Raw genomic sequence first — 23,749 nt, 5'->3', positions numbered from 1 at the left:
CCTTAGCTTCCGACTCCCTAACACTGCGTTTCGCTAGGCGCTGCGCCGTGTCAGTGGATGCGCATTATAGGGGGATTCGTTTTCGGCGCAAGGCTTTTTTGCAAAAAGATCGTTCTTTTTGTCTTTTTGATTCGAAACGCTCAAAAAGCAAACTAAAGTTCAGGAAAAAGCGCCTTTTTCACCTAGATCTTTTCTAACCGAGCATAAGATGTAACCAACCATTTACTGCCTTGGTTATCAAAGTGTACTTGGATCCGGCTATGATCACCGCTTCCTTCGTAGTTAAGCACGGTGCCTTCACCAAATTTGGCATGTTGCACACGCTGGCCTAAAGCGAAACCCGTGCTTTCAAACGATTCATTAACCGAACTGTTCGAAAAGCGACTAAATTGCGTCGGTCGACTAACTTGGGTTTTCAGCCTAACTTCGTTGATACAGTCATCTGGCAACTCTTTTAAAAAGCGCGAAGGACGGTGGAACTTCTCTTGACCATACAGACGTCGACTTTCGGCGTAGCATAAATAAAGCTTTTGCATCGCGCGGGTCATGCCTACATAACAAAGACGGCGCTCTTCTTCCAAACGCATCGGGTCTTCCGCCGATTGCTGGCTTGGAAACATGCCTTCCTCTACCCCAACAATAAACACTAAGGGGAATTCCAGACCTTTCGCTGAGTGCATGGTCATCATTTGCACCGCATCGTCAAATTCATCCGCTTGCTGCTCACCCGCCTCTAATGCGGCATGGGTTAAAAATGCCGTCAGATCCGACATCTCTTCGGCTTCTTCCGGCTTTTCAAATTGCTTGGTTGCCGTTACAAGTTCTTCTAAGTTTTCAATCCGTGCCTTACCCTTTTCACCCTTTTCAGCTAGATACATGGCTTGAAGACCAGAATGAAGAATGGTGAAATCCACTTGCTCATGTAGAGGAAGCGTGGTGGTGTCTTGCTCTAGCTGGTCGATTAACTGCACAAAATTAGTTAGAGCCGAAGCCGCTCTTCCCGCAAACACCTTTTCACTGAGTAACTGGGTTAAGGTTTGCCACAAGGTTTGGCCACGATCTCGCGCGGCTGTGCGTAAGATGCCTAATGTTTTATCACCTATGCCTCTTGCTGGCGTGTTGATAATCCGCTCTAACGCGGCATCGTCTAGGCGAGAATTCATGATGCGTAGATAGGCTAACGCATCTTTAATCTCTTGACGGTCGAAGAAACGATGGCCGCCATAAATGCGGTAAGGCAAGCTAGCTTGCATCAAAGCTTCTTCTAATACGCGTGATTGGGCGTTGTTACGATATAAAATGGCACAATCTTTTAAATCACCTTTTTCATCGCGCCACTCTTTAATTTGCCCGACCACAAAGCGCGCTTCATCCACTTCATTAAAACCTGCATATAGCGAGATCGGCTCACCAGCGTCACCTTCGGTCCACAGCTCCTTACCCATGCGTTCACTGTTATTGGCAATGAGCTTGTTTGAGGCTTTTAGAATAGTGGCGGTAGAACGGTAGTTTTGTTCTAGGCGAATGGTTTCTGCGCCCTTGTTATCGTCAAGAAAGCGCTGAATATTTTCAATACGCGCCCCACGCCAACCATAGATAGATTGGTCATCATCGCCGACTATCATTAGGTGGTTATTACTACTGGTCAGCAACCTTAACCAAGCGTATTGGATGTTGTTGGTATCTTGGAACTCATCCACCAAGACATTGCGGAATCGATTTTGGTAATGCTCAAGGATAAATGGGTTATTGAGGAATAACTCGTGAGCGCGCAGCAGGATTTCAGCAAAATCAATCAAACCCGCGCGATCACACGCTTCCTGGTAGGCTTGGTAAATTTTGATAAAGGTGCCTTCTATCACATCACCAAATGCGTCCAGATGCTTAGGGCGTAAGCCTTCGTCTTTATTGCCATTGATATACCATTGGGCTTGCTTGGGCGGGAAGGTTTTCTCATCTAGGTTCATGCCCTTGCAAATGCGCTTTAATAGTCGCAATTGATCATCTGAATCAAGCACCTGAAAATCTTGCGGCAATCCCACATCATTGTAATGCGCTCTTAATAAACGGTGGGCGATACCATGAAAGGTACCAATCCACATACCGCCAGCGCCATTGCCTAATAAACCCTCAACCCGAGCGCGCATTTCTTTAGCCGCTTTATTGGTAAAGGTCACCGCCATAATTGAAAACGGCGAGCTATGTTCAACTTGCAGTAGCCAAGCAATGCGATGCACTAACACCCGTGTTTTACCACTGCCCGCACCAGCGAGGACCAATTTACTGGATTGCGGCGCGGCAACCACCGCACGCTGTTTGTCGTTAAGACCATCAAGCAAGAGTTCAGGATTCATATAAGCACTGTTTATTTATTCAGTAATGAGAGGATTATACCCAAACTGGTGCGAGATGCTAATAATTAGCCCTCGACCCAGCTTGTTAGTCGCGATGATTAACTCGGGTTATAGCAGATGCAGTAGTTGGCTCAACTCAGAAATTTCTAGATCCGGTAGTAAGCGGCTGTGTTGATGGCGACGTAGTAAATGCCCTTGGTCATTAAACCAGACCGCCCCCGCGCCGTGTTGTTTGGCACCAAAAACATCCGTGGTTAAGTGATCACCAACATGTAATAGTTCGGTTACGTCAACACCTAAATGCGTTGCGGCCACATCAAACATATCCAGATGCGGTTTTGCCTTAAGCCCATCTCCTGCTTTGAGCACTAAACTAAACGCCGACGCTAAACCAATTTTGTCTAAATCAACATTACCATTAGTAATGGCGACAACTGGGTAATGCTCCGCCAGCTGTGCTAATACCTGTAAACTTGACTCCGGCACCGTAAAGTCACTGCGAACCGCGAGAAAATAATCAAACACTTGCTGTGCCTGTTGCTCGGGTGACGGATGGGCAAGCTCGGTAAAGATCAAATCAAGCGCGGCTAAACGCCAAGCGGTCACATCATCTTGTAGCTTAGGCTCAAGCGCCAAGGCTTGAAGCTTGTAGTCATGCCATTGCTCTTCAGTCAGCTCGGCCAGCTTAGGATCTTGTTGGCGTAAATAGGCTAGGCTTTGTTGCTCGGCATTTATGATGATCGGGCGGTTGTCATACAAGGTATCATCAAGATCAAAACTGATGGCCTTGAAGGGTTTTAAGCGACGGTAGAATTTCATTCTTTGCTCTCTTTACTGCGTTTTGATCTTGGATGAGCACTGTCATAAACCTTAGCAAGATGCTGAAAATCTAAGTGCGTATATACCTGAGTGGTGGAAATATTGGCATGGCCCAATAATTCTTGAACCGCGCGTAAATCTCCGCTGGATTCTAACATATGGGTAGCAAAAGAGTGGCGCAGCTTATGGGGATGAACTTGCGCTTGTAAGCTTTGCTTAAGCCCCCACTGCTCCATCCGTGTTTGCACACTGCGCACCGAGATACGCCGTTTTTGTTTCGAGAGAAACAGGGCGGGCTCATCTAGTAAGGCAAACTCACCGCGCACCTTTAGCCAAGCATTAATACTCTCAATGGCTTGGCGGCCAACCGGAAGCAGACGCTCTTTATTACCCTTACCTATCACGCGCACTTGGCGCTCATCTAACTTAACCGAGTTCAAATCTAGACTGACCAATTCTTGTAACCGCAGACCCGACGAATACATTAACTCCATCATGGCCTTATCACGTATCACTAGGGGATCGCTGGCGTCTAAATCCAACAGCTTTAAGATATCGTCAACATCGAGATTTTTCGGTAATGGTCGCCCTTGTTTAGGCGGGCTGACGCCGGTGCAAGGATTCAACTTAAGCCATTCTTGACGCAAGGCAAAAGCATAAAAACTGCGTAAAGCGGAAAGCTTAGTAGCAATGCTGGCGGCACTAATGCCTTTTTTGTGCAACTGAGCAATCAGCTGACGCACATGCTGCGAGTCAACATCGCGCCAGTGATCAATATGGCGCTTAGCCAACAAGGCCATAAATTGCTGCAAATGTTGCTGATAGTTGGCCAAGGTATGACCACTGAGTTGACGTTCGGATTTGAGGTGCTGTAAAAATGCATCAAGCCACTCTTGCATACCTTCATGCATACATCACCTCAATCACTGTATTACGCTTGTGGGTCTTTCACTTTCACCAATTTTGGTAACAAAATAGCGATGACGCGACAAAGTTGATCGAGCAACAAGGTATCCATTTCGGGTACAAAATGCTCGGCATTGGCGCTACCAACCGCGAGCAACCCTTGATTACCGTTTTCGCCCAGCTCAATTAAGGCTACCGAATTCACCAAGGCCTGCTCACCAAAAATAGCGTTTTTGTCCGCCTGATTAATCCGACCAAAGTAATGTTCATGGTTGCGTAAGCGCTGCGTGCGCAAGCCATCTAGGGTTGTTTTGTCTAACCCATAAGCGGCGTATTGCACAGGCAAATCAAAGAAATCATTGTCTAGCTTTAAGGCCAGAGCATTCAAGCGCAGCTGCTGCTTAAACACTTTAGTTAAGGTACGCACCAATTGATTTAAGGTTTGCGCCTGTAATAACTCAGGGTACAAATCGCCATAAGTGCGCGCTATACCTTCGTTTTCTGCCGCAATACTCATCAATTGAGTAATTTCTTCTTCGAGCTGAGCCACCTTTTGGCGCTGGCGCTGCATTTGCAATTGCACTAACGAAACCGTGCCATGCTCTTCATGGGGCAGCTTAAGTGAACGCAGCAGCTCAGGATGACGCAAGAAAAAATCAGGCGAGTTAGCCAAAAATTGAGCTACCTGCTCTTCATCAACCGCAATTTGATGGGGCTCTATTTGACGCTCACTCATAACTGAATTTGCCCATCAAAAACATGCTCTGCCGCGCCTGTCATCATCACCGAACCACCCGGTTGCCATTCAAAGCTGAGTTTGCCGCCGCGTAATTCAAGGGTACATTTAGGCCCAAGCTTGCCTTGTAATTGCCCCACCACGGCAGCGGCACAAGCACCAGAGCCACAGGCTAAGGTTTCACCCGCACCGCGCTCCCAAACCCGTAGTTTGCCATAGCCTTGATCAACTACCTGCAGAAAGCCGACGTTGACACGCTGTGGAAAACGCTCGTGGTTTTCAAGTAGCGGACCTAAAATTTCAACTGGAGCGGTATCAATATCATCGACCAAGACCACACAATGAGGATTCCCCATGGAAACCACGCCACACATAGTGGCACCTTCATCGGTGAGTACCAGATACGTTTTTTCTTCTTTTTGCGCTTTAAACGGGATCTTAGCCGGCTCAAAAATAGGCGGCCCCATGTCTACGGTGACATTACCGTCTTGCTGCACAATAAGTTCAATCTTGCCCTTAGCGGTACTGACGCCAATACGGTTTTTATTGGTTAGGCCTTTCATTCGCACAAAGCGAGCGAAGCAGCGCGCACCGTTACCACATTGCTCAACTTCACTGCCGTCAGCATTGAAGATGCGGTAATGAAAGTCGAGATCGGGGTTATAAGGCGGCTCAACCACTAACAGCTGGTCAAAGCCAATACCAAAGTTGCGATCCGCTAAACGGCGGATCACATCATTGGAAAAGAACACATTTTGGGTAACATTATCGACGACCATAAAGTCGTTACCCAAGCCGTGCATTTTCGAAAAGTTTACTAACATCTAGTCCAATTCCTCAGGAAGGTAATACGTTTTCACCTTTCCACAGGTCTTCATGGGTTTCACGGGCGCGAACCAAATAAGCTTGATCGCCGTCAACCATGATTTCAGCAGGACGACAACGGCTATTGTAGTTAGATGCCATGGTTGAGCCATAAGCACCCGCACTGCGAACGACCACATAATCCCCTTGCTCAATGGCAAGTTCACGATCTTTACCTAGGAAATCACCGGTTTCACAAATCGGTCCCACCACGTCATAAACGCGAGCTTGACGATCAGCTGACTTGTTAACCGGCTCAATACGTTGCCATGCACTGTAAAGTGAAGGGCGGATTAAATCGTTCATCGCGGCATCGACAATGGCGAAATTTTTATGCTCGGTTAGCTTCAAGAACTCAACTTTAGAAACCAGAATACCGGCATTTGCCATGATGGCGCGACCCGGCTCAAATAGTAGCTTCAATTTACGATCGCCAAGACGCTCTTTTAGCGCCTTAGTATATTCAGCTGGTTGCGGCGGTGTTTCACCGTTATACGGCACACCTAAACCACCACCCACATCGAGGTGGCTAATTTCAATGCCCTTCGCTGCTAAATCGTCGATCAACACAAGCAGTTTGTCGATGGCTTCAATGAAAGGTGAAATTTCCGTTAGCTGAGAGCCGATATGGCAATCCACACCTTTGATTTCTAAGTTATCTAGACCACTGGCAATTTGGTAAATGGCAGGCGCTTTTTCAATATCGATACCAAACTTGTTTTCTTTCAAGCCAGTAGAGATGTAAGGGTGAGTGCCCGCATCTATGTTTGGATTCACGCGAATCGAGATTGGCGCTTTTTTATTCATCAGGGCAGCGACTTCATTGATGCGCAGCAACTCGGCTTCCGATTCAACATTAAAGCAGTAGATGCCCGCTTCAAGGGCGGTGCGGATTTCAAGCTCGGTCTTACCGACACCCGAAAACACCACTTTTTGTGGATCGCCACCGGCTTTTAATACGCGCAATAGCTCGCCCACAGACACGATATCAAAGCCAGAGCCTAATCTTGCCATTAGGTTAAGCACACCTAAATTGGAATTGGCTTTCACCGCATAACAAATGAGATGAGGGTGGTCACCTGCGGCTTGATCAAACGCATGCCAATGACGCTCTATGGTCGCACGCGAATAAATATAAGCTGGCGTGCCGCTTTGCTTAATCACATCTTCGACTGCTAAATCTTCTGCAAAAAGACGTCCATCTTCCTGATAATTAAAATAATCCAAAGCTCCACCCCTAATTAGATTGTTCGATTTCGTTATTATTGGTTAATTCTGCTGTCGGCATCGGCGTCGGCTCCGATACCGCTTCTGGTTGCGGTTCAGGCGTAGGTAAATACAGCGGTCCCTTGACACCACACCCCGCAAGCAGTAAAACCAAGCCTAAACTGAAGGCAATTTGGTTTGCTCTGCTCATAATCACTCTGTATCAAAAACGGTTATGGGCACTATAATCGCATTCACCATGATAAAAGCAATAGGAATGACACAATGAATGACACTGAATTTCACCGTTTGGCCGATGAATTTTACCAACTGCTGACGGAAAAGGTCGAACCTTTTGAAGATGATATTGATTGGGAAATCAATGGTAGCGTGCTTGAACTCGAATTTGCCGATCGTTCGAAAATCGTGATTAACCGCCAAGAGCCGCTACATCAAATTTGGGTAGCGACCAAATTTAACGGTCATCATTTTGAATATAAAGACGGCCCTTGGATTGATAATCGCGAAGGCGGCGAGCTACTCAGCTTCTTAAGCGCGGCGATTGAAAAGCAATCAGGCATTAAGGTTGATCTAACCCATGCTTGAAGCCATTACCCTTGAACCGAGTCAAAGCGCGACCGCTTGTGTGATTTGGTTACATGGCTTGGGCGACTCAGGCGCGGGGTTTGCGCCTATCGTGCCTGAGCTTAAGTTACCCACAAGGCATAGTATTCGCTTTATTTTTCCTCACGCCCCAATCCGCGCTGTTACCCTAAATCAGGGACAGAGAATGCGCGCTTGGTATGATATCAAGACCATGGATTTAGCGAATCGCGCCGATGAAGCTGGCGTATTGGAATCGGTTGCGCAGGTTAACGAACTGATCGAGCAACAAATTCGCCAAGGCATCGCCCCTGAAAACATGGTTATTGCTGGATTTTCTCAAGGGGGAGTGATCGCGTTGCACTTAGCGTGTCGCAGTCAATATCGCTTTGCTGGCATCATGGCGTTGTCTACTTATCTATGCCAACCGAATAAGCTAGCTCAAGAGAAGACCAATGCGAATCAAGATACCCCTATTTTGATGCAACACGGTCAATATGACGAAGTGGTTCCGCTGCAAGCGGCCAAACAAGCTAAACAAGTTTTGGATCAACAGGGATTTACCACTCAATGGCAAACGTATGCCATGCCACACAGTGTGTGCGGCCAGCAAATTGCGGATATTCGCCAGTGGCTTAAACAAAGATTAGCTAAGGCTTGTTAGCGTTAGGCCTTAGACAGTTACTCCTGTTTGAGGCAACTTTAGATTAGGATACGTTACTCATCGGCTCATCAAGGGTATCGGCTAAGGTTGGTGAGCGATAGGGTTGCAGCTCTAATTCACCATTAGCATCGCTGATGATTTCGTAAAACTGAGGTAAGTTAAAGTTGATCACCCCTTGCCCTTCCTGACGCGAATGAGCCGAAGTGTAAAAACGATTCACCCCTTGTACTAACTCTTCTTTGTTACCACTAAAATGTTGGTAAGTTTCAACGCGGTTAACTTCATCAACAATATAGATATTGAAGCCAGTATCATGGTTTTCAAAAAAGAACTGAACCAAGCCTTCACTGGAATGAGAAGCTACAATTTCAGGGGTTTTTGTATGATGGGTTTTGTCCAAACGCAGTGGCATGCGCTGCAACTTGGTATCGGCAATTTGCGAGTAAAAATCGATGGCGTTTTCTAGCTTCTTCACCGACACACCACGACGCTCATAAAACACACCAAATTTTTGGCTACCCACTACTAAGGTTTTCACTGCTTGATCGCGCTCTGAATTTAAGCGAGTACCGATACTTTCCACCACTAACTGTTGGAATCGATTACGAATCAAACCTCTAAAATGCTGGGCATAACAGAACACATCGATGCGATCCGGCGAAGCCGCGTCGTTATGCATCTTACCTAAAATGGTACTCAGTGCTTCAATCACACTTTCTTCACCATCAAAATGCAAGGTACGAATTTCATTCCATGAGTTGCGATACACCAGATCAACGCTTCCCACTAGGCACTCTTTATTAGTACCAAACGAAAAGACATCACTGGCGTTAACGTCAAATTCAATCACCTTATTAGCCCAGTGACAGGTGGGGTCAGACTCTAAGTTAAGGAAAATACCTAAATGACGGATTTCACAAGGACGGCTTAAGGCTAAATTGGTCGCATTAGGCACTTTAACATTAAAGGTTTTTGCCAAATCTTGGCTAAACTGCAAGAAGTTTTCTTGCACCAGATCCGAGCCTTGATTGAATAAATGCAACTTTGTCGATTTAACCAATAGGCCATTGAAGTAGCTCCAAGCAATCAACTTAGAAAGATAGCTGCTGTGCTCTAATGGAGCACGGCCAATGATTTCTTTGCTCTCAAGACTGGAATTATAAAGATACCAACCTTCTGGGTTAGAACGTCCCTGCGGTACTTGCACCACACTTAAATGACGCTCAGATAAATCCGGTGAAATACTCGGGTTGATCAGCGCAACCTTACCCGGCAAGCTCTCAAACGCAGCGTAAAGTTTGCGCGATAAAATGCCGATGTCTTCCGGGTTAATGCATTCACCAATATTATTGCGTCTGGCAAAGCGAATCAGGTTGCGATAACTCACCATTAAGGCTTCGAGTAATTCACCGTGCGCACTGCGAACCTCTTGCACCTTCCAGTTTTCACGATTATCTAAATGGGCTAAGACTTGATCGCTCCATTGCCACTGCGACACAATTTCATGGAGGGCATTACGACGCCAAGCGGGTTCGTCGGGTTTTGCTATTTGCGACAAACGGTCACAGGTTTTTAAATAGAAACAACGACGTGCAAGATCCAAACGTTTATGGTCATTGGTTGCTTCTAGGTACTCGGTAACCTGATTGAGCATTAACCAGTAAGCATCGAGTTTTTTGTCATAAAAGCTTTGCTGTTGAAAGGTTTTCTTGGAACGCACCGAAATTAATTCGGTGTTGGGGTAAGCCCAAGAGTAGGCTTCCATTAATAAGGTTTTAATAACCGCTTTGTAAGGACTATCGATACCTTTGTAAAGCTGCCATAAACTCGAGCCAAAGTACTCCTCAGCAGGAATGCGGCCAAAACCACCTAAGTCTAGCCAATCATCTGGGTTTATTTGTCCGGTAGCGGCTAACTCGGCAACATACTGATCGTAATTCGCTTCATGTTCGGCAGGGATCATATACCAAAGCAAAGGCTTACCCGCGATACAAAGTGCACTGCGGTAAAACTCATCTAAAAGCAATAAATGGGAAGCGCTGCCGCAGCCTTCTTTACTCAGATGAGCGCAATTTTGGGTGCGGAATTTATTATCAGGAACAAGAAAGAAATTAACTTCGATACCGCGCGTTTCAGCCCATTGGGTAATAAGTAAGCACTTATTTTCAAGTAGTAAACGGCGTTCGCGGCTGAGCTCGTGGCAATGGCATATCCAAATGTCTAAATCACTATCACAGCACTGACCAATTGAAGACGTGCTGCCCATGGTGTATAAACCGAGAATAGTGGTTTCATTGACTTCGATATTAGCGTCACAATTAGCGGTTAATGACAGGTCGCGAACAAAATTACGTTGCTCTTCGGAAGGCTCAAACGCGGCAATCCCGTGGGGCACTTCACCATTAACATAACCAGGTAACAAAGGATTGTTATAGTGAAACAAAACTGGGATAAAATTAAAAACATAGCGACCTTGAGACGGCAAAGCATCCCTTGCGTACTGAATACGTAAGAGATTGAACTCATCAACCCTCTGCTGTAATGTTTCTAATTGCTGCAAAAAAACACCCTTCAAAAAATGTATGACCAGCTCACCAGCATTACGCCTTTTCTTATCGAGCATGCCTAAACCACACAGAAAGTGTGATCATGTTAACAGTATTGTGGCACTAGGTAAACACAACTGTTCATAAAACCATCGTCAGTGATGGTAAATTAAGCCAAGGACTCAATAACAAAACATTATTCGCGCTGCAACATAGCAAAACTCCTTAGGGATGAAAATATAATTTAACTACTTTTCCTGTGCCTAATTATTTTCCCTATGATATGAAACAATTTGTGTTTCAACCTTGGCTACCTTTTAAAGGTCAACAGACGCTAAGATTTTTGATAATATTTCACCAAACTCAATCGATTGGAAAGAAGATGGCGACAAAGACATTACGTATCGCGACGCGCAAAAGCCCTCTTGCAATGTGGCAAGCAGAGTTTGTTAAAGCCGCACTTGAAGCGGTTCACCCAGACCTCGATGTCAAACTGATTCCTTTTGTCACCAAGGGCGATATCATTTTAGATACACCTTTGGCAAAAGTAGGTGGTAAAGGCCTGTTTGTTAAGGAATTAGAAAACGCCATGCTGGCAGGTGAAGCAGACATCGCGGTACATTCAATGAAAGATGTACCGATGGAGTTTCCCGAGGGGCTTGGTTTAAGCACCATCTGTGAACGTGAAGATCCCCGTGACGCATTTGTCTCAAATCACTACCAACGCATTGAAGACCTACCCGCAGGTGCCGTGGTCGGTACCTCTAGCTTACGCCGTCAATGCCAATTACGCGCCAGCCGCCCTGACCTTATCGTCAAAGACCTGCGTGGTAATGTGAACACCCGACTCGCCAAGATGGATGCCGGCGAGTACGACGCCATTATCCTAGCCGCAGCAGGTCTATTGCGCCTAGAAATGCCAGAGCGGATCGCCAGCTATATCAGCCCAGAGCAAAGTTTACCCGCTGTTGGCCAAGGCGCTGTGGGTATCGAATGTCGCCTCGATGACAGCGAAACCATCGCTTTGCTAGCGCCTCTAGATCACGCCGCAACCCGTATTCGCGTGCTTGCCGAGCGTGCGGTTAACAATACCTTAGAAGGCGGTTGTCAGGTGCCCATTGGCAGCTACGCTGAACTTGATGGCGATAAAATTTACTTACGCGCTCTCGTTGGTAGCCCAGATGGCAGCACTATGCTGCATCGTGAAATTCGTGGCGCGAGCCAAGACGCTGAAAAACTAGGTGTTGAACTGGCACAAGCATTACTCGACGCTGGAGCGAAATCTATTCTAGAAGCGGTTTATCAAAACGCATGACAGCTCAACCTCGCATCTTAGTGACGCGACCTGAAAAACATCAACAATCGCTACTGGATGCGTTGCACCAACAGGGCTGGTTTGCTATTGGCCAGCCCTTGTTAACTATCACCACCAACCCAGACATCACTCGCCTCATTCAATATCAAACTCAGCTCGATGAGTTTGACATCATCATTGCCATTAGTGATAACGCCGTGGCCTATACTCATCAATGGCTGCAGCAACAACTACGACCTTGGCCAGCCCATAGCCACTATTACGCCATAGGAGCAAACACGGCGACTCAATGGCAACAACTCGCCAACATTGTAGCCCGCTATCCACTTCAAGCGGATTCCGAGGGGCTACTACAAATGCCTGAACTAAGTGCAGTGGCAGGGCATAAGGTATTATTACTCAAAGGCAACGGGGGGCGAGACCTGATCGCGTCCGAATTAAGCCAACGTGGTGCCAAGGTAATTGAAATAGGCACGTACCAGCGTCAACCTATCACCTTAAATGCAGCTGAAACGGTGGCAAAATGGCAACACGACGAGATAAATAGTGTTATCATCACCAGCGGAGAGATACTCTCTGCGCTGTTAAATATTGTGCCAAAAAGCGAGCGCAACTGGCTGTTTCAACTAAACTTGATAGTTATAAGCCAGCGCATTGCCAAGCTAGCCCAAGCAGCGGGTTTTACTCAAATACGGATCGCACAAGGTGCAAGCCCAACCGCCTTGATCCAATGCCTTCAAGAAATCAAATAACACAGGACAGGTGTCAATGACTGCTAAAAAGAGTAATTCAAAAAACGCCAACAGCACCCCGTCAACGCCGGCGCCAACAAATCAGTCTGAAACGCCGCCACAGACCCTAGCCAATACCGAGGCGAAAACGAAATCAGACGAGGTATCAGCGGCCAATACTGAGGCAAAAGGCAAGCCAATGCCAACTCCGCCAAAGGCGAAACCGGACACTAAAACCCCTCCTGCCACCCCAGCCAACAAGAGCGGAAACGGCAGTAAATTAGGCATTATCGCTATCGTAGTGAGTGTTGGCCTATCGGCTTTCATCTACTGGCATCACCAACAAAGCAACGCGGCTCAACAACTTGAAATTGACCAGTTAGAAAGCCAAATCAGCACGCGACTAGAAGCACAAATCAGCAGCGCGATTCAAAGCCAAACAAGTGAAATCAGCGCCCTTAAAGAGCTTCAGCGCGTTGCCACCGAGCGAGTTAAAACACTTGAAGCCAATTTGGTTGCCAGTGGCAAACAAACCCAGTTAGTTGAGCAAGATATTGCCAATCTACAACGCAATATTGCCGAGATGGATGTCAGACGACCTAACGACTGGATGCTAGCCGAAGCCGAATACCTGATGCGCATGGCCGCACGCAAGCTCTGGCTTGAGCACGATGTAGCATCTAGCATCGCGCTATTACTGGCCACCGACCAGCGCATAATGGAATTGTCAGACCCAAGCCTTAGCCCATTGAGACAGGCCATTATCAACGACATCACCACACTAGAAGCGCTACCGAAATTAGATAAAGACGGCCTAGTTTTGAAACTAACTAGTCTTGAGCAGCAGGTCGACAACCTCAATATCGCGGGTATTAAGCTACCAGAATCCTTAACCGAAACCGATACCACCTTGTCTTCCGATGTTAGTGATTGGCGCGAGAATCTAAAAAAATCTTGGCAGTCGTTCGCCGATAGTTTTATTACCATAGAGCGCCGAGATGGCCGTGTTGAAGCCTTATTAGCGCCGGATCAAGCTTGGTACCTAAAAGAAAATATCAAGAACCAAATCACTAAGGCGCAGTTAGCGGTTTATCGTGAACATCAAGCTATCTATAGCGACTCTCTGACGAAAGCAGCGAAGTGGATTAGCCAATATTATGATCAAAATAATCCAGCCACTCAGCACTTAGTCGACAACCTCACCGAGCTAAGTAAAAAAGCCGTGACGGTTCAATATCCTGACCAATTAAAATCCAAGCCCGTACTTGAAGAAGTGATCGAGCGCCGAGTGAAGAAGTCACTCTCAGCACCATTGCAACAGGAGTCTAGCCATGATTAAAGCAGCCATCCTCGTTGCCATCATAATTGCAGGCTTGATTTTTGGCCCTGAGGTCTCGGGTAGTAAAGGTTATGTATTGATTGCTATGGGTAATTACACCATAGAAACCAGTGTCACCAAGGCTATTATTCTCGGCATCTTGTTTTACCTACTGTTGTTAGGCATTGAATGGTTATTTCTTAAAACCATGGGCATTAGCCGCCGCTCTTTTGACTGGCTTCGCGGCCGTAACAGCCGCAAAGCGCGTAAAAATACCTACGCGGGCATGCTAGCCCTAGCCGAAGGGGATTACAAAAATGCCGAGCGCCTAACCGCAATCTCGGCAAGCCACAGTGATACACCTTTACTCAACTACCTTGCCGCCGCGGAAGCCGCGCAGGAGCAAGGTAATGAAGCCAAACGTGACAACTACCTTAAACAAGCCCAAGAAAACAGCAATAATGCCTTTGCCGTGGGGCTCACCCAAGCCAAGTTACAGATTAAACAGGGCCAATTAGAGCAAGCTCACGCTACCCTCACCCAGTTACACAATAAACAGCCTAAGCACAAGAAGGTGTTAGAGCTGTTATGCGAGGTTTACCAAACACTTGGCGAATGGCAAAAACTGATTGATATCTTACCTGTACTACGCAAAGCGCAATTGTTCAGTGTCGAGCAAGGTGATCAATTAGAGCTACGCGCTTATGCCGGTGTGTTTGGCCAAATTGCCAAGCAAGAAGGCAGTCATGGCTTGCAAGTTTACTGGAATAAATTGGCCAGAAAGTTAAAAGCAGAGCCTAGCTTGATTGATGCAATTGCCGCTCAGCTAATGAGCCTTAACGATCACCCTGCCGCCACTATCATCTTGCTAAACGCCATCAAAAAAGCCGCCCCTGAACGTTTACTAAACCGGATCAAGCTGCTTGAGCTGGATAACTATCAAGATGTTCTAAATAGCCTAGAGACAGCTCATAAAAAGCAGCCTAGCAGCGCGGCCATTGAATCAGCGTTAGCGCAGTGCTATCAAAAAATGCAACAGCCGCAACCAGCCATTGAAGCTTATCAGCGCGCTATTGCCATTCAGCCAAATGCTAATGATTACTACCAGCTAGGGTTATTACTTGAGCAGCAGGATAAAGCGAAGGCGCAAGATTGCTTTAAGCAAGGCTTGCAGCTTAGCCAAGCCTAAACAGCTAAGCTAAGACATCTAATCAAGCCGCGCTACTCAATCACAGTAAGCAAAAAGCCCAGTCATCAACTGGGCTTTTTTGGTTTCACTGCAAGCATGTCATTGCAAATAGATAAGCTAGGCCCTGCTTTCAAGCCAATCCATCAACACCTCACCCGCTTGCTCCATTTCATATTCATCAAGCAATGCATTGATTTGATTTGCCAGCGCCTCATCTTCGGCGCTAAGGCTCGGTTTAAGCTGCTGCCACAAGGCCATGGCTTCACCACTGGATTGGGCAAATAACTGCTGTAATGTAGCGAAATCTTGAGCCCCGTTACCTTCAGCGCTGCTTGGTTGGTTCATGGCATCTTCATGCTCTGCCAACCAGAGTTCCAACTCCGTTAAGGTTGTAACGAGTTGCTGACAAAAATCCTCATTGAGTTCAATTTCTGCTTTATCATCAACTATGGCTAGCTCTTGTTGTTGCACCGCTTGATGTAGCTGGGCTAAGCCAATATTGCCCGCCGCTCCTTTTAATCCATGCAGAATGCGTTTAACTTGCTGGTTATCGTTTAACAATAACGCCTGCTTCATCAGATCTAAATCGTTTTGATGCCCTTTTACAAACTCATCTAACAAGCTCATTAGCAACACCTTATTACCTGCAAGGCGCTTTAAGGCTTCTGCTAAATCGACGTTTGGCGGCGGCTTGCGCCATGGGCTATCCAGGTTAACTTCAACGTTAACGAACGGCTCATCGGTTAGGGGCTCATGTTGTTGGCTTGGCAACCACTTGACCAACAAACGCCTTAACTCATCGGGATCAATAGGCTTACTGATATAGTCATCCATGCCTTGTTGCAGGCATTTTTCTTTATCACCCGCAAGGGCATGAGCCGTCATAGCAATAATGGGCAGATCATGGTGCTGGCGAATTTGCTGGGTGGCTTGATAGCCATCCATTTCAGGCATTTGAATATCCATAAAAATCAGATCAAATGACTGGCGATTTACTAGCTCCACCGCCTCTAGGCCATTTGCCGCGATGGTAATATCTATGCCTAAGGCCTTAATCAATTCTCTTGCTACTTGCTGGTTGATAATATTATCTTCAGCGAGCAACACCTTACCTTGCAACAGCCCAGTTTTGACTGGCAGGGCCTTATCATCAGAGCGAGAAGAGCCATTTAACAAATCATGTAAGGTATTAAACAGTAATGACTGATTCACAGGTTTGGTGATCAGGTTCATGATACCTACCTGCTGAGCATGTGCAGAAGCTTCCTCTCGGCCATAAGCCGTCACCATGATGATGGTTGGCAAATTGGCAATTTCGCTAGCTTGTTGTAAGCGGCGGCAGGTTTCAATGCCATCAATACCGGGCATTTTCCAGTCCATCAGAATTAAATCATATGACTCCGCCGAATTATGAGGTGCAACCAGATGCTGAACAGCGGCCTCACCCGATGCCAAGGTTTTCACCCGCATACCAAATTGCGACAGCATGTCAGTTAGGATCAATCGTGCACTTTCATTATCATCGACCACCAGAACATGTTTGCCCGCTAATACACCATCAAGCCTTGCTTTTGAGCGTGTCTGACCCAGCGCAAGATCAACGTAAAAATAGAAATTACTGCCTTCATTTTGTTGGCTTGTAACCCAAATATCCCCACCCATTTTCAACACCAATTGCTTACTAATGGCCAAGCCTAACCCCGTTCCTCCGTATTTGCGCGTGGTTGACGTGTCCGCTTGGGTGAAAGATTCAAATAGCTGAGATATTTGAGATTCGCTTAGGCCTATGCCCGTATCCTTAACACTAAACAGGAGCCGAACAGCGCCTGATGCCAGTGACTTCGCACTGACCTTGATCACCACTTCACCGACTTCGGTAAATTTGACCGCATTACTGGTTAAGTTGGTAAGCACTTGCGCTAACCGTAAAGGATCGCCAATGAAGTTAAATGGCACATCGGGCTCTAAATGCACCAGCAACTCGATGCCTTTTTCCTCTGCTTTGGTGCTACATAGAGCGGTGACTTCTTCCAATACAGCACTAAGCTCAAATGGCACCGACTCTAACTCAAGTTTGCCCGCTTCAATCTTAGAAAAATCCAAAATATCATTAATAATGCCAAGCAAATTCCGCGATGAAGCTTGTATTTTATTGACATAATCGGCTTGCACCTCATCTAAATTGGTTCTCAGGGCAAGATGACTAAGGCCGATAATGGCATTCATAGGGGTGCGTATTTCATGGCTCATATTAGCCAAGAAATCACTCTTATACTGGTTAGCTTGCTCGGCTTCTAATTTCGCCACATTGAGCTCAACCATAGTTGCTTCGGCATGGCGTCTTGCTTGTTCTAATTCTTGCACCCGCTTTTCCAACTGCTGCTCGGCGGCTTTGCGGTCGCTAATGTCGTACAACCATAACAACACCCCTTGCTGATTGGATTGCACCAGACGCTCTAGCGACAAGATAGCCCAGAAGATTTTTCCTGAACGCCCTCGTAACTGTACCTCACGCGGGCGAACGCGTCCCGTTGCTTGGAATTCTGCTTGGCAAGCCACCCGCTGACCTTCATCGGCCCAGCCATATTGATATTGCCCCGGGGTGAGTAAGAAAGATAAATCCGATCCCAATAGCTCATAAAGTTGCGAGTTGGAATAAATTAAGCCGCCCCCTTCTTGCTGAACAATTCCTGCACCGATAGGGCTTAAATCTAATACGCTGCGTAATCTGGCTTCGTTATCCCTTAATGCCAGTTCCATACTTTTACGTTCAGTAATATCCGAAGCCGTACCACACACCCCGCTAACCGTATTAACTTCATCGAATAAGGCAAATCGGCTGCGTAAAAACGTCATTCGTTGGCCATTGTTGTCCAACTCAACTTCTAATTCATCACCTTGGGTTTGCGATAAGATGGCTTTATCACCAATAAAAAACAATCGCTTAGCAGCATCAGAAAAAACTTCTTCGGCCGTTTTGCCTATGACATCTTGGCTTTTTACGCCAAACAAGCGTTCAAAACTGCGGTTAACAAAAACAAACTTATTGTTGGTATCTTTAAGATAAAACAAGGCACTCGCATTGTTGAGGATGGCTTTGGTCCGAACTTCACCTTCACGGATACGTCGTTCATCAATTTCTCGCTGCACAATCATTTTATTATATGCAGCAATCACTTGCCCCAATTCATCCCGCGACGGCCAGCTCACCGTTTTCACGCCCGCGCCATCCGACATTTCATTGATCGACTCAAGCAAGCGGCGCAATGGAATACCTAGCATACGGTGGGTACTGAGTAGAGAAACTCCCGCAATGAGAAGAATAAACACCACTAGCATGACTACATCGGATTTGATCCTTTGATAGCTTTTCTCGCGAATATTGTCGTCGCGAAACACCACGCGTAACGCGCCCATCACCAAGGAATCATTACCATACTCATAACGAATGTGCTTCATAATGCTGATCTGACTCGACAACTCGGGAGCCGAATCACCGATTTCTAACAACACATTGTTTAACTCATCGGTCAACACAGCAGATACGAAAGCATCATCGGAGGCGATATAGCTCAACGCTAATTCAAGGGCTTGATTATCTAGATTCCACATGTGAGAACCTAAGGCTTCAGACTGTACCGAAACAAGCTGGTCGAGGTGATGATGCAGTGATTCACGCTCATTAACGTAATGACGGTATTCCAAGATGGCAAACAGCAAGGTTAAACCAACAGCAGCCGTGGCAATGAAAATGGCTAACATTTTTAATGCTAACGAACGCGTGAGTCTCATCATATGTGCTTGTTTTCATCCTGAAAGTCAGCCATTACAAATCTGTTCCTACCCTGTTCCTTGGCTTGATATAAGGCAACATCGGCATAATTAAACAACTGCTCAATACTTGTCTCTTGGCTAGGAAATAGTCCTGCACCACCAATACTGACGGTCACATAAGGTGCTATTAACGAATACCTGTGTTCGATGGGTTTTGTTTGCAACAACTGACAAATTTGAGTGGCCACTTTTTCAAGTGCCGTAAGCTCAGTTAAAGGCATTACAATAACAAACTCCTCGCCGCCAAAACGAGCGACCAGATCAACACTCCTAAGCGGCATAGATTTCAACATGGAAGCGACTAGGGATAAGCATTCATCGCCCTGTTGATGACCATAATGATCGTTATAAGCCTTAAAAAAATCAATATCTAACACCAACAGGCCCAGCATGCCGCCGGAGCGCAATAGTTGCTGCCATTGGGCGGCTAAATACTCATCTAAACGACGTCGATTAGCCAGCCCAGTAAGCGGGTCTAACGTACTCAAGGCTTTTAATAAATCGCCTCGGCGCTTTAACTCGAGGTGATTGTGAACGCGCGCCCGCACAATAGCACTACTAAAAGGCTTGGTCACATAGTCAATGGCCCCCACGCGCAAACCTTCCTCTTCATCTGTCTCAGAGTCTTTAGCAGTAATAAAAATAACCGGAATATCCGCAGTATCAGGATTAGCCTTAATCTTCTTACAGACCTCGTATCCATCCATCCCAGGCATCACTATGTCCAGTAAAATGAGGTCAGGTTTATGTTCAATAACGCGACGTAAGGCCTGTTCGCCATTCTTTGCTACTATGGTGTCATACTGATGTTTCAATAACTCAACCAAAATACCTATGTTAATGGTCTCATCATCGACAATAAGAATTCGATACCGCGTTTCAACTTGCAACCTTAGATTCCTTTTTGTTATTAGTTGCACCTAGGCACATCAGCCTAGTTTTAATGCTAACTCGCACTGCTAAATAGTCCACTATATAACCTCAATATCGGCTAAGGCTCACATTTAACGCAACTGAGCGGAACTAAATATAGACATGAATATCAAACAGCTAAAAAATACGTCACCCAATATATAAACGACGAATATAACGAGCACTCGCGCAAGCCAGTTACCCCTTTTTCATCTAATACACAAGGACTCAGTGTTGCTGAAAAAACCCCTGTCATTTCAAGCTAAAATTTGTTTTACATTACTGGGGCTATCTAGTGTTTTAGCGTGCTTATTTATTTATGTATTTTTAAATATTAGCCAAAGTATTGGCGATGAATTTAGTCGTAATGCCCAAAATCAGTTAGCCGACACCTTGATCAATAATGTGCGAGAACAAGGGCTTGTCACAAGCCAGTTATTGGTCTCACAACTGAGCCAAGCAAATGAAATAAATCAGCTTAATAGCCTTCAAAACTTAGCTGAACTTGTCGAAAAAAACCACCTTAGTTATGCCTTCATTTATGATCATCTCGGGCAACTAATTGGCCCCTATCAACAGCAACAAAGCGCTTGGCCAGCCAATTTGCCCAAATTGCAGTATCAAGCCGAGCTAGTAAGCAATGGCATAGTCAATATTTTTAGCCCAATTACTAATGCCAACAGCGATCCTCACACTATGTTATTGATTGGTTTTCCAATCAGTGCCGCTGAAGAAACCAGCGTATTACGCAGCAGCTTGAAACAAAGCCTAGCGGACAGCTCTTTACAATTCTTAATTCAAACCGGAGTAGGGTTGATCCTAGTGACCTTGCTAGCTCTGGCCGCCAACTATTTTTTCTCTAGTAACATCATCCACTCTATTCGATTACTCACCAATCGTGCCCAACGTCTCGATGAAGGGGATTTGGAAGTCAGTTTGGTACTCGATCGTCAAGATGAACTGGGTCAGCTCTCACTGTCCTTGCAGCAAATGCGCAACAACCTGATCGATAACTACAATGAAATGTCTCAACTCGCTTGGTATGACCCGCTTACCGGGCTGTTTAATCGCGAAGGCGGCTTTCATCATGCTCGCATCTTGCTCAATCAAGAAGGACATCAAACCGCGAGCTTAGCCGTCATCAACCTGGATGGATTTCAACGCATCAACGATAACATGGGATATAAAGAAGGCGATGAAACCCTACAAGCCTTTGCCCGACGCTTGTCGCAACTAGTCACCCAGCTCGCCCCCAAGCACTTACTGGCGCGAGTGGGGGGCGATGAGTTTATGTTAGTCGTTGCTCATCAACAAAGTGAGTTACTTTGCGGCCAAATCGCCACCGAGCTGTTGGCATTGACCAAGCAAGCGATTCAAACTGCAAAAAATGCACATGCCCTTACCTTAAGCATTGGCATCGCATCCACCCCTAAAGACGCCAATGACTTTGAAAGCTTGATAAAGGCGGCCTCTATTGCCCTGCATACGGCAAAAAGTGAAGGGAAAAACCGCTTTACCCATTATCAAGCCGATGCCAATCAGCACGAATGGCAACCCGAAATACTTAAAAAAGCCCTCAAGCAAGCCATCGAAAGCCAACAATTGTTCGTGCTTTATCAAGGCATTTTTACCGCAGACAATAGCTTAGCTGGAGTAGAAGCGTTAGTGCGTTGGAATCACCCTAAATTGGGCCCTATCGCGCCTTCGCAGTTTATTCCGATTGCCGAACAATCCGCACCGTTAATTGAAGATTTAACCTTATACGTACTCGAGCAAAGCTGCGCCGCCTTCGAGGATCTATTAACCAACGACAAAGAGCAATTTCGTATCTCGCTCAACATTGCCGCTTGTCTATTGAATAACCCTGAATTAGCCGAATTACTGCTTTATAGTTTGAGTGAATATCAAGTTAAGGCAGAGCGCATTATTTTAGAAATAACCGAAACGCAGCTATTGTCAGATATGGATTTCTGCTGTCAGCAATTGGACAAGTTGAAAGCCGCAGGGTTTACCCTTTGGATAGATGACTTTGGTACCGGCTACTCATCCCTAAGCTATTTGCATAAACTCCCTGTCGACGGGATCAAAATTGATCATAGCTTTATCGATCAACTAGAGCACTCTAATGCTAGCCAAGCATTTATTCATGCCATCGTCGAATTATCAAGGGCACTACAAGTAGAAACCCTAGCAGAAGGCATAGAGAATGCCGCTCAGCATGAAATACTGAAAAGCTATGGCTGCCATTGGTTCCAAGGTTTCTATCTACATAAGCCTGCAAATCAGCTTAATGTTCACGCTTTTCGCCAACATTGCAAACCACGCATCAAAAGCAACCAAAACGAAAGACGAGTCAAAGCGTATTCGGTCACCTAAGCAGAATATCGACGAATCAACGCACTAGCTTAATGACAATCGTGGGCGACGCTGTTTACGCAGATTACACCAAGCGAAAAATTGCAATATGGCAATCAACAATAAACCCAGTAGCAACCCAGCAATAGCAAACGCATAAAAATTGCTACCTGCATACACAAATGCGCGTGGTGTTTGTTCTCCCTGATAAGCCACCATCAAGGCTTGATCAGTCAGCTGGGCAAACCTGGTTGTCACCCTAAGGGAAACACTACTCGGTTGCTGCGCCTGTAATGCTTGACCAGCCACACGATAGTTAAACTGAAGTTGATCCGGCCCCATCTGCCAACTATCAATCGTGACCCTGGGCCAAGTTTTAATCTCATCTTCGACATCATTAACGGCATTAAAGTGCATTAAGCTGTATAGGGATAATGCCACCACAGCTAAAGCGACTAATTGGCCCAAACGAATCACTAAACGGTAAACCCGGCTGCGTCGAGATGATTGCTCTTGCACCTGCATAGCACGTACGCGCAGCGAGGCATCAACCACCCCTAAATCATAAGTTTCCATTAGGTACTTTTGGGCTTGTAGTGGCTGCCCCTGCCCAAGAAGCGCCAAAAACGTGGCATCTTTTCTTATTTTATCGTCCATGTGCTTTATCTAGCCAAACTGGCTAACTACCTTGTCGTTATTATTCTAGAAGCAAACCATCCCCTTAGCGGACACAGCTACAACTTATGAGAGGCGAATATTGAGCTACAGACTCAATTATTATTAAGTGCATTAGGATAGGACAAAAGGTTATTTCAAACAGGGAAGTGGTTAACAAAACAGCAAGTTAATGCTGGTTATTGCTCATTTGAAAAAATGTAATAAGCGGCGAACCACTTATTACATTGTATTAAATTGCTTGAAGCGATTATCTCATCTATCAGATAATGACTCGCTCAATGAATAGACTCATTTAAAAAGTAACGTTCGCCATTAAAATGAGCAAAGACATAATCCAGCATCGGATGACGAATATGTTCATGGTCATCACTAACAATCAGATTCGACTCGGCAATATAAGCTAACTTGTTTGAGTCATCGACCATCACTAAATACCAAGGTTGCATCATATCCGTTTCAGAGCTCAGTAAGTGTTGATACTGCTGCTCAGCGATATTAAAAGTGGCATCAACACCATAAATCACACCTCTATAGCCGTGGATCTGGTGTTTAACTAATTGGCCCATATTAAATTTGCAATGTGTCATCAGCTTCTCCTTGCGATCAGCACTCGTACTACCTTGCTATTACGTTGCTTATTATCTAATAGGTGCAATATATTAAATAATTAGGCTATTGCTTATTTGAGTCTCGCTGCTACCGCATTTAAACTAGCGAGC

Annotated in this window: 19 protein-coding genes; 7 read left to right on the top strand and 12 right to left on the bottom strand. The window is 45.9% G+C overall.

What is annotated here, in order from left to right; all coding sequences use genetic code 11:
• Positions 1-182: 182 nt before the first annotated feature.
• From uvrD to lptM, 7 genes are all read right to left on the bottom strand, one after another.
• Positions 183-2,354, bottom strand: a complete 2,172-nt coding sequence (uvrD, locus tag ACK8OT_RS13825; protein ID WP_410197111.1) for a DNA helicase II — start codon at positions 2,352-2,354, stop codon at positions 183-185.
• Between the two features lie 108 nt (positions 2,355-2,462).
• Positions 2,463-3,173, bottom strand: a complete 711-nt coding sequence (locus tag ACK8OT_RS13820) for an HAD-IA family hydrolase (RefSeq protein ID WP_410197110.1) — start codon at positions 3,171-3,173, stop codon at positions 2,463-2,465.
• A complete protein-coding gene (xerC, locus tag ACK8OT_RS13815) occupies positions 3,170-4,084 on the bottom strand; it encodes a tyrosine recombinase XerC (protein ID WP_410197109.1) in 915 nt (304 codons plus the stop codon). Before xerC ends, ACK8OT_RS13820 begins: the two co-directional genes overlap by 4 nt.
• Before the next feature lie 20 nt (positions 4,085-4,104).
• Positions 4,105-4,815 (bottom strand): DUF484 family protein, encoded by a 711-nt coding sequence (locus ACK8OT_RS13810; protein WP_410197108.1) that lies wholly within the window; start codon positions 4,813-4,815, stop codon positions 4,105-4,107.
• The gene (gene dapF / locus ACK8OT_RS13805) at positions 4,812-5,639 is read right to left on the bottom strand and encodes a diaminopimelate epimerase (RefSeq protein WP_410197107.1); all 828 of its coding nucleotides are present in this window, start codon (positions 5,637-5,639) and stop codon (positions 4,812-4,814) included. The genes ACK8OT_RS13810 and dapF overlap by 4 nt, the downstream gene beginning before the upstream one ends.
• A 13-nt stretch (positions 5,640-5,652) precedes the next feature.
• Complete coding sequence (gene lysA, locus ACK8OT_RS13800) at positions 5,653-6,906, bottom strand: diaminopimelate decarboxylase (RefSeq protein WP_410197106.1); 1,254 nt, start codon at positions 6,904-6,906, stop codon at positions 5,653-5,655.
• A 10-nt stretch (positions 6,907-6,916) separates the two neighbouring features.
• Complete coding sequence (lptM, locus tag ACK8OT_RS13795; RefSeq protein WP_410197105.1) at positions 6,917-7,096, bottom strand: LPS translocon maturation chaperone LptM; 180 nt, start codon at positions 7,094-7,096, stop codon at positions 6,917-6,919.
• Between the two features lie 74 nt (positions 7,097-7,170).
• Between lptM and cyaY the strand changes: the two genes are divergently transcribed.
• Positions 7,171-7,491 carry an iron donor protein CyaY gene (gene cyaY, locus ACK8OT_RS13790; protein ID WP_410197104.1) on the top strand — a complete coding sequence of 107 codons (321 nt, stop codon included), beginning with the start codon at positions 7,171-7,173 and terminating at the stop codon, positions 7,489-7,491.
• On the top strand, positions 7,484-8,152 hold the full coding sequence (locus ACK8OT_RS13785) for an alpha/beta hydrolase (protein WP_410197103.1): 669 nt from the start codon (positions 7,484-7,486) through the stop codon (positions 8,150-8,152). Before cyaY ends, ACK8OT_RS13785 begins: the two co-directional genes overlap by 8 nt.
• Positions 8,153-8,195: 43 nt before the next feature.
• Here ACK8OT_RS13785 and ACK8OT_RS13780 read toward each other — a convergent pair whose 3' ends face one another.
• Positions 8,196-10,712 carry a class I adenylate cyclase gene (locus ACK8OT_RS13780; protein WP_410197102.1) on the bottom strand — a complete coding sequence of 839 codons (2,517 nt, stop codon included), beginning with the start codon at positions 10,710-10,712 and terminating at the stop codon, positions 8,196-8,198.
• A gap of 368 nt (positions 10,713-11,080) precedes the next feature.
• Here ACK8OT_RS13780 and hemC point away from each other — a divergent pair, with 368 nt between their 5' ends.
• From hemC to ACK8OT_RS13760, 4 genes are read left to right on the top strand one after another with little or no spacing between them, the layout of a single operon-like run.
• Positions 11,081-12,013, top strand: a complete 933-nt coding sequence (hemC, locus tag ACK8OT_RS13775) for a hydroxymethylbilane synthase (protein ID WP_410197101.1) — start codon at positions 11,081-11,083, stop codon at positions 12,011-12,013.
• On the top strand, positions 12,010-12,765 hold the full coding sequence (locus tag ACK8OT_RS13770; protein WP_410197100.1) for a uroporphyrinogen-III synthase: 756 nt from the start codon (positions 12,010-12,012) through the stop codon (positions 12,763-12,765). Before hemC ends, ACK8OT_RS13770 begins: the two co-directional genes overlap by 4 nt.
• A 16-nt stretch (positions 12,766-12,781) precedes the next feature.
• A complete protein-coding gene (locus ACK8OT_RS13765) occupies positions 12,782-14,083 on the top strand; it encodes a uroporphyrinogen-III C-methyltransferase (protein WP_410197099.1) in 1,302 nt (433 codons plus the stop codon).
• The gene (locus ACK8OT_RS13760; RefSeq protein WP_410197098.1) at positions 14,076-15,251 is read left to right on the top strand and encodes a heme biosynthesis HemY N-terminal domain-containing protein; all 1,176 of its coding nucleotides are present in this window, start codon (positions 14,076-14,078) and stop codon (positions 15,249-15,251) included. Before ACK8OT_RS13765 ends, ACK8OT_RS13760 begins: the two co-directional genes overlap by 8 nt.
• Before the next feature lie 117 nt (positions 15,252-15,368).
• On the opposite strand, the gene ACK8OT_RS13755 is transcribed toward ACK8OT_RS13760, so the two are convergent.
• Positions 15,369-19,046 (bottom strand): response regulator, encoded by a 3,678-nt coding sequence (locus ACK8OT_RS13755; RefSeq protein WP_410197097.1) that lies wholly within the window; start codon positions 19,044-19,046, stop codon positions 15,369-15,371.
• Positions 19,043-19,975 (bottom strand): diguanylate cyclase, encoded by a 933-nt coding sequence (locus tag ACK8OT_RS13750; protein ID WP_410197096.1) that lies wholly within the window; start codon positions 19,973-19,975, stop codon positions 19,043-19,045. Before ACK8OT_RS13750 ends, ACK8OT_RS13755 begins: the two co-directional genes overlap by 4 nt.
• Before the next feature lie 256 nt (positions 19,976-20,231).
• Here ACK8OT_RS13750 and ACK8OT_RS13745 point away from each other — a divergent pair, with 256 nt between their 5' ends.
• Positions 20,232-22,373 carry a bifunctional diguanylate cyclase/phosphodiesterase gene (locus ACK8OT_RS13745; RefSeq protein ID WP_410197095.1) on the top strand — a complete coding sequence of 714 codons (2,142 nt, stop codon included), beginning with the start codon at positions 20,232-20,234 and terminating at the stop codon, positions 22,371-22,373.
• 24 nt (positions 22,374-22,397) lie between these two features.
• On the opposite strand, the gene ACK8OT_RS13740 is transcribed toward ACK8OT_RS13745, so the two are convergent.
• Positions 22,398-23,009 carry a hypothetical protein gene (locus tag ACK8OT_RS13740; RefSeq protein WP_410197094.1) on the bottom strand — a complete coding sequence of 204 codons (612 nt, stop codon included), beginning with the start codon at positions 23,007-23,009 and terminating at the stop codon, positions 22,398-22,400.
• A 296-nt stretch (positions 23,010-23,305) separates the two neighbouring features.
• Positions 23,306-23,617: a heat shock protein HspQ gene (gene hspQ / locus ACK8OT_RS13735; protein WP_410197093.1), complete on the bottom strand. Its 312-nt coding sequence runs from the start codon at positions 23,615-23,617 to the stop codon at positions 23,306-23,308.
• Between the last annotated feature and the right edge of the window lie 132 nt (positions 23,618-23,749).

The organism is Motilimonas thetidivivens, assembly GCF_046452435.1.
GTDB lineage: Bacteria > Pseudomonadota > Gammaproteobacteria > Enterobacterales > CBDFNC01 > Motilimonas.
This window is presented reverse-complemented; position numbering and strand designations above follow the sequence as displayed.

Coding starts and splice junctions, on each gene's coding strand:
- uvrD (WP_410197111.1), bottom strand. CDS start 2,354: ATGAATCCTGAACTCTTGCTTGATGGTCTTAACGACAAACAGCGTGCG.
- ACK8OT_RS13820 (WP_410197110.1), bottom strand. CDS start 3,173: ATGAAATTCTACCGTCGCTTAAAACCCTTCAAGGCCATCAGTTTTGAT.
- xerC (WP_410197109.1), bottom strand. CDS start 4,084: ATGCATGAAGGTATGCAAGAGTGGCTTGATGCATTTTTACAGCACCTC.
- ACK8OT_RS13810 (WP_410197108.1), bottom strand. CDS start 4,815: ATGAGTGAGCGTCAAATAGAGCCCCATCAAATTGCGGTTGATGAAGAG.
- dapF (WP_410197107.1), bottom strand. CDS start 5,639: ATGTTAGTAAACTTTTCGAAAATGCACGGCTTGGGTAACGACTTTATG.
- lptM (WP_410197105.1), bottom strand. CDS start 7,096: ATGAGCAGAGCAAACCAAATTGCCTTCAGTTTAGGCTTGGTTTTACTG.
- cyaY (WP_410197104.1), top strand. CDS start 7,171: ATGAATGACACTGAATTTCACCGTTTGGCCGATGAATTTTACCAACTG.
- ACK8OT_RS13785 (WP_410197103.1), top strand. CDS start 7,484: ATGCTTGAAGCCATTACCCTTGAACCGAGTCAAAGCGCGACCGCTTGT.
- hemC (WP_410197101.1), top strand. CDS start 11,081: ATGGCGACAAAGACATTACGTATCGCGACGCGCAAAAGCCCTCTTGCA.
- ACK8OT_RS13770 (WP_410197100.1), top strand. CDS start 12,010: ATGACAGCTCAACCTCGCATCTTAGTGACGCGACCTGAAAAACATCAA.
- ACK8OT_RS13765 (WP_410197099.1), top strand. CDS start 12,782: ATGACTGCTAAAAAGAGTAATTCAAAAAACGCCAACAGCACCCCGTCA.
- ACK8OT_RS13760 (WP_410197098.1), top strand. CDS start 14,076: ATGATTAAAGCAGCCATCCTCGTTGCCATCATAATTGCAGGCTTGATT.
- ACK8OT_RS13755 (WP_410197097.1), bottom strand. CDS start 19,046: ATGATGAGACTCACGCGTTCGTTAGCATTAAAAATGTTAGCCATTTTC.
- ACK8OT_RS13740 (WP_410197094.1), bottom strand. CDS start 23,009: ATGGACGATAAAATAAGAAAAGATGCCACGTTTTTGGCGCTTCTTGGG.
- hspQ (WP_410197093.1), bottom strand. CDS start 23,617: ATGACACATTGCAAATTTAATATGGGCCAATTAGTTAAACACCAGATC.